Source organism: Campylobacter sp. FU_520 (assembly GCF_025772385.1).
In the GTDB taxonomy this organism is placed as follows: Bacteria; Campylobacterota; Campylobacteria; order Campylobacterales; family Campylobacteraceae; genus Campylobacter_D; species Campylobacter_D lari_C.
The window spans coordinates 14294-26487 of sequence record NZ_JAKMRZ010000009.1; the positions used below are offsets into that span (position 1 = coordinate 14294).

Consider the following 12194-nt stretch of genomic DNA (forward strand, 5'->3'; position numbering starts at 1 on the left):
TAAAATGTGTAAAAAATATATTATTATAATATTTCTTGCATAAAATCACTTGTATAAAAGCAAAAAAAACATAAAAATTATATATAGTATGCAAAAGGAGTTTTTGATGGGACAAAATACAGGACAAAGTTTAAAAAATAATTTTTTAACATTATTGTTATTATCCTTTTGCGGATCTATTATTTATGGTTTGCCTTATTTTAGAAAATATTATTATGATGATTATATGAGTCTTTATCATTTAAATAATTTTGAAATGGGCCTTTTGGGTAGTGCTTATGGCTTACTTGGTTTGTTTTCTTATGCCTTAGGAGGATATTTAGCAGATCGTTTTGCGCCAAAAAAATTATTGATTTTTTCTTTAATTGCTACAGGACTTGGTGGTTTGTTGCATTTATATTTTACTTCTTTAAATGCACTTTTGATTATTTATGGAATTTGGGGGATTACCTCATTATTAACTTTTTGGCCTTCTTTGATGAAAATAGTAAGGAGCTTAGCAAATTCTAAAGAACAAGCAAGGGCTTATGGAATTTTTGAAGGCGGTAGAGGAGTTGTTGGTGCTGCACATTTGGCTATAGCTACGAGTATTTTTGGATATTTTCAAACAAAAGCTTTAGCTGCACAAGGTATAGAAATGGTTATTGTGTTTTATTCTATAGCTCCTATTGCAAGTGCTATTTTATTGTTTTTTCTTTTGAAAGATGATATTAATGAGCAAAGTGAGAAGATTAAAATCAAAGACTTGGTTTTTCTTTTGAAAAATTCTGCTCTTTGGCTTGTGGTTGCTATTACTTTTTGTACCTATTTTTTTAACATGAGTTTTTATTATTTTACTCCTTATGCAAGCAATGTTATAGGAACTTCTGCTGTTTTTGCAGCTATTTTAACGGTATTGGCTCAATATATTCGTCCGGTTTCTTCTGTAGTGGGTGGATTTATAGCAGATGGATATGGAAAGGCTAAAATAATGATGATAGGCTTTATTTTAATGGGAATTGGTGTTATTTTTTTAATGCTTAGTTCAAAATTAAATGGATTTTTACAAATGAGTGTTTTAACTTCTGCTTGTGTCATAATTTATATAGCTATGTATTCTAATTTTGGAATTTATTATTCTTTACTTAGTGAGGGAAAAATTCCTATACATTTAGCGGGTATGGCTATAGGTATTGTATCTACTTTTGGGTATTTGCCTGAAGTTTTTGCACCATTACTTGCTGGAGATTTATTAGATAGATACCCAGGTGTAAAAGGTTTTCATATATATTTTACTATTATGATAGCTATGGCTATTTTGGGTGTAATGTTTTGTTTGATTTGGATTAAAAAATACAATAAAAAGGAGATAAAATGAAAGAAATTATTTTTGATTTTAAAAACAAGGTTAGAGTAATAGAAAATGAATGGATAGTTTTAAAAGATGGCACTAAGCTTTCATCACGAATTTGGCTTCCTCAAGTAAAAGAAAAAGTTCCTGCTATATTAGAATACATTCCTTATAGAAAAAATGATGGAACAAGAGGTAGAGATGAGCCTATGCATGGATATTTTAGCGGTAATGGCTATGCGGTTGTTAGAGTTGATATTAGAGGAAGTGGGGAATCTGATGGTTTATTAGAAGATGAATATTTAAAACAAGAGCAAGATGATGCATTGGAAGTTATTGAATGGATAGTAAAGCAAGAATGGTGTGATGGGAATATTGGTATGATGGGTAAATCTTGGGGTGGATTTAATTCTTTACAAGTTGCAGCAAGAAGACCCAAAAATTTAAAAGCTATTATAGTGGTGGGTTTTACTGATGATAGGTTTAATGAAGATATTCATTATAAAGGTGGATGTTTGCTTAATGATAATTTTTGGTGGGGTAATATCATGCTTGCATATCAATCACGCTTTGTTGATCCAAAAATTGATCCAAATGGTAGAAATAAATGGCTCAATAGGCTTGAGAATATGCCTTTATGGCCTACATTGTGGCTTGAGCATACTTTAAAAGATGACTATTGGAAGCATGGATCTGTTGGAGAAAATTATGATGATATACAAGTTCCTGTTTTTGCATTAGATGGGTGGACTGATTCTTATACTAATCCTGTTTTTACTCTAATGAATGGTTTAAAAGTTCCAAAAAAAGCTATCGTTGGTCCTTGGGCTCATGTTTATCCTCATGATGGCTCTCCTTTACCTGCAATAGGCTTTTTACAAGAAGCACTTAAATGGTGGGACAAATGGCTTAAAAATGAAGAAAATAATGTGCTTGAAGCTCCTATGATACAAGCATATATTGAAAATAGTTCTAAGCCAAATTCAAAAACAGGGAAAGTAGAAGGTCGTTTTGTTGCTTTAAATGATTTTAAAAATGATATTAGCTATAAAAAATACTATTTAAATCCGTATAAACTAACATGTAAAAAATCAAGTGAATTTATCAAAATCAACACTCCGTTAAATCATGGGCTTTTATCCGGAGAATGGATGGGAGCTGGTGTTTTAGGAGAAAGTCCTAGTGATCAAAGGTTGGATGATGGGATGGCAGTTGTTTTTGAAAGTGATTTTTTAGAACAAGATTTAGATGTCTTAGGCTTTCCTATGTTAAATGTAAAAATTGCAAGCGATCAAGAAAAAGCTATGTTTTTTGCTCAGCTTAGTGAAGTTAGAGCTGATGGTTTTGTAAAAAGAGTAAGTTATGGAGTAATCAATCTTGCATTAAGTGATAATAAAGAGCAATTTATACCTTTAAAAAAAGATGAATTTATCCAAAAGCAAATCAAACTTGATGCTTGTGGATATAGATTTGCCAAGGGTTCTAAGATAAGATTATCATTAGCAAATTCTTTTTGGCCTATGTTTTGGCCTATGCCAAAAATTTCAACCTTGACTTTAGATTTAAATGAGTGTGAATTTAATTTGCCATGTTTTAGTGGTCAAGATAGCGATAAAATCAATATGCAAGCACAAAGCGCTCCTTTAACTCCAATAACACTTTTAGAAGAAGGTAGGGTAGATAGAAGCATTTCTTATGATATTTTAAATGATACTTGGACTTGTATTACAGATGGTATTGGCGGGGTTTTTGGAGAAGGTGTTTATAGATTTGATGAGGTTGATGTTTTAGTAAAGCATAATTTAAAAAGAGAATTAAAACTTCAAAATGAAAACCCATTAAGCGCGCAATATACCATTACTCAAACAATGCAAATAGGACGCGAGGGTTGTATGATGGAGGCAGATATAATCTTAACACAAACTAGTGATTTGGAGTATTTTTATATTAAAGGAAAAATAGCAGTTAAAGAAAATGATAAGCTTGTTTTTGATAAAAAATATGATTATAAAACTAAAAGAAATAGTTTGTAAAATTTCCCAAAGTAAAATTACTTTGGGAATTAATTTTCTTGTAATATTTTAGCTAAATCTTTAGCGCCTTTTAAATCCACTTTACCAGAACCTAAAAGTGGAATTTGTTCTACTTTAAAATATTTACTTGGTTTAAAAATAGCAGGCATAGTAGAGTTTTTAATCGCTTCACAAATTCCTTCAAAGTCTTGATCTTGACATTCTACTAATAAGCATACCATTTCACCTTTTTTATCATCATCTAGTGCAACTGCGCAAAATTTTACTACATCTGTATTGATAAATTTAGCAATTTCTTCTTCTAAAGCTCCTAAAGATATCATCTCACCACCAATTTTTGCAAAACGAGAATAACGATCTACTATATATAAAAAGCCATCCTCATCTACATGGCCTTTATCGCCGGTATTATACCAGCGTATACCATCGATTTCTTTGATAACTTCATCGGTTTTTTCTTTATTGTTTAAATAACCCACCATAACCTGATGACCACCAATGAGTATTAATCCATCTTCTCCATGATTTAAACTTTCATAAGTAGATGGATCTACTATGCGTATAGCACTTCCTGGTAAAGGCATACCTACACTACCTTCTTTATTTGCACGATGTAAAATCCAATAATCAGGATCAAATTTATTTGGTAAATTCACACTTGCAACCGGAGTGGTTTCAGTAGCCCCATAGCCTTCAAAAATAGGTTTTTTAAATTTCATTTCAAAGGCAGTTCTTACTTCGCTTTTGAGTTTTTCAGCACCTGAAACGATAATCCTTAAGCTTTCAAACATAATCGCATCAAGTTTTTTATTTCTTGCATAAATACCTAGAAAAGTTGAAGTAGCACACATAATACTAACATTATTTTTTACTATAGCTTTTGCTACACCTAGTGCATCTGTTGGATCAGCATGTGTTATGCTTTTAATCCCTTCTAATAAAGGCATAAAAGTAGTTACAGTTAATCCAAAAGCATGAAAAGGTGGTAAAGAAGATAAGACAACATCTTCATTTTTTGCACATAATACATCTGAAATTTGAGCTATATTGCTTAAAATATTACGATTATTTAGCATTACTCCTTTTGGTGTTCCCTCGCTACCACTACTAAATAATATAGCAGCTATGGCAAGGTTTTGTTTATTAGGCGCAAATAATGCTTTTATTAAACAAGTAGGTAAAATGCTTACTAAAGCAAGCATAGAAAAGATTTTGAGTTTTTGTCTTTTAAAGCTTGTGATAACATCTTCCATAAAAATAATTCTAACATGCTCTTCAAATTCTAGTTTTATACCTTTATTTTCTAATTTTTCCATAAATTTTCTAGAAGTATAAATTTGTTGAATTTGAGAACTTTGAATGGCTTGATTAATCGCATTTACACCTGCTGTGAAGTTTAAATTTACCACGATTTTATTGGCAAGTAATACAGCTAGATTACAAAGAGAGCTAGCCATAGAAGCAGGGAGTAAAATTCCCACGCATTCTTCTTTTGGAGCATAGCTTCCTTGGGTAGGTTGTATATTTAACTCATGCGATTTATTTTTTATGAAAGAGCTAAAAACTAAACTTAAAGCAAGCATTTTTCTATAGGTAATGCCACCTATTAAAGGATCAACAATAGCTATTTGACTTAAATTTCTTTTAGCACTATCTATCCAAGCTCTAGCTATAGTATGCATACTTTCACATTGAGATTTCCAAGCAATAAAAGAAAGTTCAAAAACTTTTGCTTTAACCACTTCTTTTTTAGTGTGTATTGGTAAGCTTTTTCCAAAAGCAATAGCGATTTTTCTTTTGCTTATTTTGCGGTTTCTTGCTGAAAATTCTTCATCACTTCTTGAAAAAGCACTTCCCCAAAGTCCTCTAATATAAAAAGGCAAAATCACTCCATCTTGTTCTTCTAATTTTGAGCAAACTAACTCAAATCCGCCTTTAAATTCATTAAGCTGTCCATGGCGTGAAAGCACTCCTTCTGGGAAAAGGCAAACTAAATTTCCGTTTTTAATATGCATAGCAATAAGCTCTAAGCTTGATTTACTAGAAGCACTTGAAACAGGAATAACTCCAAATTTATCAAGAAAAATTCTAATATACCACTTAGAATAAATGCTTTTTTCCATAACAAAATAAATTTTTCTTGGTATAGCCATTTGTACAATAGCCCAATCTATAAAAGATATATGATTGCCAAGCAATAATGCTCCACCTTTTTCAGGAATATTTTCAAAACCTTCTACTAATAAACGGTAGCGTTGAAAAAACGCTATACTCATTAATAAACGCACTAAAGAAAAAGGCAGTTTACTTAGCACATAAACGCTTCCAAAAAATGCCACAGCGATGATAAAATAAAACAAATTTATCACTTCAATTTTAGCATATGCAGCAAAAGTAGCTAGTGCCAAAAAGCCTAACATAAAAATATTTTGTATAAAATTATTTCCTGCTAAGACTTTTCCTAGTTCATTTTCTTTTGCATGAAATTGTATTAGAGAGTTTAAAGGTATGATAAAAAATGCTCCGCTTAAACCAAAAATAAAAAACACCACACTATAGTTTAGTAGGTTTTCTAAAAATGGCATTAAAATGCTCATTAGAAAAACCCCTAAAGCACCTAGTGGTATAAGACCTAATTCGATGTAATTTTTAGAAAACTTACCACTAATAAGCGATCCTATAATCACTCCTATACCAGAAAAAGCTAAAGAGCATTGTACATAAAAGGTATTTTCTATGAAAAGATCGTTTTTTGCATATACAGGAAAACTCACTAAATAAAGTTGTGATATGGCCCAAAAAAGTGAAATTCCTACAATACAAAGCCAAATGATTTTATGAGAAAATATTGTTTTTAAATTAGAGGCTAAAAGCTTTCCTTGGAAATATTGTTTTTTATCAAAGCTTAAATTTTTATCTTCTTCTTTTAAGCTAGGAAGCTTATAAGCTAAAAAAAGTTCTAATAAAGCAAAAGCTATTAATACAAAACCCAAAGGTGCAATTTGCGTTAAAATATCTGAAGGAGTGTTAAAATTTGGCTCAAAAAGCATTTCAAAGCTTAGAGAAAATACCGCCATACCCGCTAAAATAGCCACAATACTTACTGCATTGACAGCTCCATTTCCCATAGCTAAAAGCTCTTTTCCTACTAATTCTTTTATAAAGCCATATTTTGCAGGAGAGTATAAGGCAGATTGCACTCCCATGATAAAAGTCATTACAAATGCAAGCCAAAATGCTCCAAGATAATAACACAAACAAATAATACAAGTTAATATTACTGAAAATAATGCAGATATTTTCATGATTTTATTTTTAGGAAATTTATCTGCTAAAAATCCAGATGGTGAAAGCATAAGGATGAAAGGTAAAAGCATTAAGGCATTGATAATAGCAGTTAGAAAAAGCTGAGTGCTATCTTCATAAAATTTATAGATAGTGTTTTGTATAATGATTTTGTGTCCTAAATCCACAAAAGCGTTAATAAAAGCTACTGCTAAAAATGGCAATACGCCAAAAATCTTTAAAAAATTTCCTTGCATTAAAAACTCCATTTTATTTTAAAAATATTATTTTATTATATAAAATTTAAATGGAGTTTTGATATTTGATTAATCTTTAAATTCTACCACTTCATCAAATGCAAAACGAGCTTTTTCTACGCTAGTATTTTCTTGGGTATGTCCTAAAGTAATGAGCATAGATACTCTTTGTTTAGTAGTGTCTAAATTTAAATATTGATTGATTTTATCTTTATCAAAACCACCGATAATACATGAGCCCAAATTTAAACTATAAGCAGCATTGATAATATTTGCAATAGCAAGATAACTTTGTTCTTTGGCATAAATAAAACTTTGTTCTAAATCCATTGCATCTAAAAATGGCTTATAAGTTTGCAATCGTTTGTTTAATTCTTCTTGGCTTAAACCTCTCTTTTTTAGTTTTTCTTCAAAATAATCTTTAAAATCAGCCCTTGAGATTACAACTATAATAGCAGCGCAATTTGCTACATGGCTTTGATTATTAGCTATTTTAGCAATTTCTTTTTTATGTTCATCTTTTTGAAAAACTAAGAATTTCCAAGGTTCAAGTCCTAAGGAGCTAGGAGATAATCTAGCACATTCTAAGATATATTCTAAATTCTCTTTAGAAATTTTTTCTTGGGTGTAAGCTCTAATAGAAGAGCGATTTTGCATTAAATTTAAATAATCTTGCATTATTTTTCCTTTTTTTGATTTATCTTATATCTTATAATCTTTAAAATTGTTAAAATTATATTTTATTGTTACAATTTTATTTTTACTTCATACAAATGTTTTATTATATGATTTTTAAAGGATTAAAATGAAAAAAATAATTTATTTAAGCATATTTTTGATTATACTCATTATAGGGGTGTATTTTTTCTTTTTTGCAAATAAGGAAGAATATAATTATCTAACTTATGAAGTTAAAAAACAAGACATCACTCAAAGCATAGAAGCAATAGGCGAAGTTTATGCAAAAACACAAGTTGATGTTGGTGCTCAAGTTAGTGGGCAAATTACTAAACTTTATGTAAAATTAGGTGATCATGTTAATGAGGGTGATTTAATCGCACAAATTGATAAAGATAAGCAACAAAATGATTTAGATATTACCAAAGCTCAGCTTGAAAGTGCAAAGGCAAATTTAGAAAGTAAAAAAATTGCTCTTGATATAGCTACTAAACAATACCAAAGAGAGCAAAAACTTTATACTAAAAAGGCTACTTCCTTAGAAAATCTTGAAAATCTTAAAAATACTTTTTATGCTCTAAGGGCAAATGTGGCCGATTTAAAAGCTCAAACTACTCAACTTGAAATTTCTTTAAAAAATGCTCAAAAAGATTTAGCTTATACTACTATAACCGCACCTAGTAAGGGTGAGATTATTAATGTAGCAGTTGAAGAAGGTCAAACTGTAAATGCAAACCAAAATACACCAAGTATAGTGCGCTTGGCTGATTTAAGTGAAATGGAAATTCGTATGCAAATAGCTGAAGCTGATATTAATAAAATCAGTGTTGGAAAAAAGGTTAAATTTAGCATTTTAAATGAGCCTGATAAAAAATACGAAGCAATTATTTCAAGTATAGATCCAGCAAATACTACCATAAGTGATGCAACAAGTAATACAAATTTAAACTCAAACTCAAGTACTAGCGCTAGTGCTGTGTATTATTATGCAAGGGTTTTTGTAAAAAATGATAATAATTTTTTACGCATAGGTATGAGTACAGAAAATGAAATTGCTATTAAAACAGAAAATAATACCTTAGTTATACCAACTTTGGCTATAAAAAGTGATGCAAAAGGTTATTATGTAGAAATTTTAAAAGCAAATAATATAAGTGTAAAAACACCTGTTAAATTAGGTATTAAAGATAGTTTAAATACTCAAATTTTAGATGGTATTAATGAGGGTGATTTAGTTATCATAGGTAAAAATAAAAAATGATACGCTTAGAAAATATACAAAAAAAGATTAATAATACAACTATTTTAGAAAATATTAATCTTTATATTCAAAAGGGAGAATTTGTAGCCATTATAGGGCAATCAGGTAGTGGAAAAACCTCTCTTTTAAATATTATAGGAACACTTGATGAACCAAGTAGTGGAAAATATTTTTTAGATGCATATGAAGTAACTAATTTAAGCAAAGATGAAAAAGCAAGGATTAGACGCGAAAAAATAGGTTTTATTTTTCAAAGATATAATTTACTTAGTCTTTTAAATGCTAAAGATAATGTCGCTTTACCTGCTGTTTATGCAGGTAAAAACAAACATGAAAGATCACAAAAGGCTAAAGAATTACTTTCTTTTTTAGAGCTTGATCATAAAGAATTATCAAAGCCAAATGAGCTAAGTGGTGGGCAACAGCAAAGAGTTTCCATAGCAAGAGCATTGATGAATGGTGGTGAGCTTATTTTAGCAGATGAGCCAACGGGTGCGCTTGATTCTAAAAGCGGTAAGATAGTTTTAGAAATTTTAAATAAACTAAATGAGCAAGGACACACTGTAGTTTTAGTCACTCATGATAGGGAAATAGCTGCTAGAGCAAAAAGAGTTATAGAAATTAAAGATGGTAAGATTATAAGCGATAATGGTGCAAAAAAAGCAGACGAAATAAAAGCTAAGTTAATGCCAAAAGAGAAAAAAAGCTTTAATTTGCTTAAAAATCAGCTTTTTGAAAGTTTAAAAATGTCCATAGCTTCCATTGTAGCACACAAGCTACGTTCTTTGCTTACCATGCTTGGTATTATCATAGGCATAGCTTCAGTAGTTTGCGTGGTTGCTTTAGGACTTGGAGCCCAACAAAACATACTTGCTTCTATTAGCTCTATTGGGACTAATACCATAGAAGTTGTTTCAGGGCGTGGTTTGGGGGATATTCGATCAGGTAGAACAAGGCTAAATTTAAGTGATTTAAAAACCTTAAGTTCTTTGCCTTATTTAGAAGCAGTAGAAGCAGATGTAGGCAAAATAGGGGTGGTAACTTATAAGAATAATTCTTTGCAAGCTAGAATTTATGGAGTAGGGCCAAATCATCTAAGACTTAGAGGTTTTGTGATGGTAGATGGTAGATTTATTAATAATGAAGATATAAAAGATAATACTAATATTTGCATTATAGATGAAAATGCTTTGAGAATTTTATTTGATAATATCAGCGCTAAAGATGTTTTAGGCAAAAGCGTGATTTTTAACAAGCAACCTTTAACTATAGTTGGTGTTTTAAAAAAAGAAAGAGACAATAAAGGCTTTAGAGCTGATGAAAATACTATTAAAATTTACACTCCTTATTCTACTTTGATGAATAAAATCACAGGGGATAAGCAAATAAGAGCTATAGTAACTAAGGTAAAAGATGAGGTAAATCCTGCTTTAGCTGAAGAGGCTATGGTAAAAATTTTAGAGATTAAACGCGGAAAAAAAGATTTTTTCACTATAAATTCTGACGCAATTAAAAATGCTATTGAAGAAAATACTGCTACTTTAACTTTACTTATTTCCTCTATTGCAGTGGTATCTTTGATAGTAGGTGGTATTGGTGTGATGAATATCATGCTTGTTTCAGTAAGTGAGCGTACAAGGGAAATTGGAGTTAGAATGGCTATTGGAGCTAGAAAAGAAGATATTTTAATGCAGTTTTTAATCGAAGCTGTATTGATTTGTTCTTTAGGAGCTATTTTTGGAGTAATGCTTTCTTTTATCATCATTGAGGTATTTAATTCTTTAAATTTTGGTTTTACGATGATACTTTCGTTAAATTCAGTATTTTTAGGGCTTTTAAGTTCGGTTTTAATCGGAGTGGTTTTTGGATTTTTCCCAGCAAAAAAAGCAGCAAATTTAAATCCTATTAGTGCTTTATCAAAGGAATGAGATGAGAATATTTTTATTATTTTTTATAGCCTTTTTTTTAAATGCTTGTGTAGGTGTAAAATTAGAGCAAGTATCTCAAGAGCAAATAAAAAAAGAATATTTTGAAGATTTTAATGCAAGCAAGGCTTGGTGGGAAAAATATAATAATCAAGATTTAAATAATATCTTAAAAGCTATTATTGATAATAACAAAGATTTAAATGTAGCAAGAGTTAATTTTTTAAGCACTTTGGCTAGATATAAGCTTTTAAATTTAGATCTTTATCCTACTTTGAGTGGAAATTTAGGTGCAAATATAAGAAAAAATTTAAACAATGGTACAGAAATGCATAGCTTTTCAAATGGTATTATGTTAAATTATGAGCTTGATATATATGGCAAAATCTCAGATCAAGTTGCTAGTTCTGAATTTTTAGCAAAAGCAAGTGAGTATGAATTACGCTCTTTGGAGCTTGATACGATTAATTTGGCGATTAATAGTATTTTTGAATTGATTTATTTTAATGATGTAGATCGCTTACTAAACAATCATTTAAAAAATCTTGAGCAAATGCTAGAAATTTATACTACTAAATTTGATTATGGCAAAGTTGAATATATTGATCTTTTAAATATCAAAAAGTCTTTATTAAACACTAAACAAAATATCATCGCAAATTTGCAAAATAAAGATTTAACACTTAAAAATATAAAAGATTTACTAGGTAAAGATGATGAGTTTTTGATTAGTAAAATGCTAAATTATGCTCTTGAAGATTTTTCATTGCAAAAAATTAATTTTGATATAGAGTTAAAAATGCTTGCTTATAGACCACAAGTTCAAGCAAAACTAAATCAACTTATGGCTTCTTATAAAGATTATGCAAGTATGCAAAAAAGTATTCTGCCTAGTATAAAAATATTAGGAAATTTAGATGGGAGTGATAAAAATTTTGATGAGAGTTTTAAATTTTTAATCTTAGGAGGCAATATTGTTATTGACTTACCATTTTTGGATTTTTATAGAGTAAGACAAAATGTAAAAATTTCTGAATTTGCATACCAAGCACGCTTATATGAGTATAAGGATGCATTGCAAAGAGCTATTCATGAGTTTAAACTTTGTTATGAAAATGATAAATACTATAATGATTTGTTAAATTTAGTAAAAGATATTAATGCTAACCAAGCAAAAATTACACAGTTATATTTTGAAAAATACGAACTAGGGCGTAATGAGCTAAAAGATTATCTTGATGCAGATGCTTTACTTATTAATTCACTTCAAGAGCTTAGTAGAGCAAAACTATCTTTGCTTAAAAATATTAATTTGTATCATAATATAATATTAATTTCAGAGTAGAAAAGACTTAAAAATGTTTCATTTTGTAATATTTTAAGTAAAGAATAATATTTATTTGCGTTGTTTTAAAGTCATTTAGA

General features: G+C 29.7%; 7 protein-coding genes. 5 read left to right on the plus strand and 2 right to left on the minus strand.

Annotated elements, in window-relative coordinates; all coding sequences use genetic code 11:
• Positions 1–106: 106 nt before the first annotated feature.
• Positions 107–1357, plus strand: coding sequence for an MFS transporter (locus tag L8W55_RS04630; RefSeq protein ID WP_263677555.1), 1251 nt, complete (start codon positions 107–109; stop codon positions 1355–1357).
• Complete coding sequence (locus tag L8W55_RS04635; protein ID WP_263677556.1) at positions 1354–3363, plus strand: CocE/NonD family hydrolase; 2010 nt, start codon at positions 1354–1356, stop codon at positions 3361–3363. The genes L8W55_RS04630 and L8W55_RS04635 overlap by 4 nt, the downstream gene beginning before the upstream one ends.
• A 29-nt stretch (positions 3364–3392) precedes the next feature.
• On the opposite strand, the gene L8W55_RS04640 is transcribed toward L8W55_RS04635, so the two are convergent.
• Together L8W55_RS04640 and L8W55_RS04645 are read right to left on the minus strand one after the other, a co-directional pair.
• Entirely contained in the window at positions 3393–6905 is a 3513-nt protein-coding gene (locus L8W55_RS04640) for an acyl-[ACP]--phospholipid O-acyltransferase (RefSeq protein ID WP_412175270.1), read from the minus strand.
• A gap of 69 nt (positions 6906–6974) precedes the next feature.
• A complete protein-coding gene (locus L8W55_RS04645) occupies positions 6975–7583 on the minus strand; it encodes an NAD(P)H-dependent oxidoreductase (protein WP_263677560.1) in 609 nt (202 codons plus the stop codon).
• 127 nt (positions 7584–7710) lie between these two features.
• On the opposite strand from L8W55_RS04645, the gene L8W55_RS04650 reads away from it, so the two are divergent.
• The 3 genes from L8W55_RS04650 to L8W55_RS04660 are packed head-to-tail and all read left to right on the plus strand — an operon-like array spanning position 7711 to position 12114.
• Positions 7711–8844 (plus strand): efflux RND transporter periplasmic adaptor subunit, encoded by a 1134-nt coding sequence (locus L8W55_RS04650; protein ID WP_263677562.1) that lies wholly within the window; start codon positions 7711–7713, stop codon positions 8842–8844.
• Positions 8841–10772 (plus strand): ABC transporter permease, encoded by a 1932-nt coding sequence (locus L8W55_RS04655; RefSeq protein WP_263677564.1) that lies wholly within the window; start codon positions 8841–8843, stop codon positions 10770–10772. The genes L8W55_RS04650 and L8W55_RS04655 overlap by 4 nt, the downstream gene beginning before the upstream one ends.
• Position 10773: 1 nt before the next feature.
• Positions 10774–12114, plus strand: coding sequence for a TolC family protein (locus L8W55_RS04660; RefSeq protein WP_263677565.1), 1341 nt, complete (start codon positions 10774–10776; stop codon positions 12112–12114).
• The last annotated feature ends 80 nt before the right edge of the window (positions 12115–12194 follow it).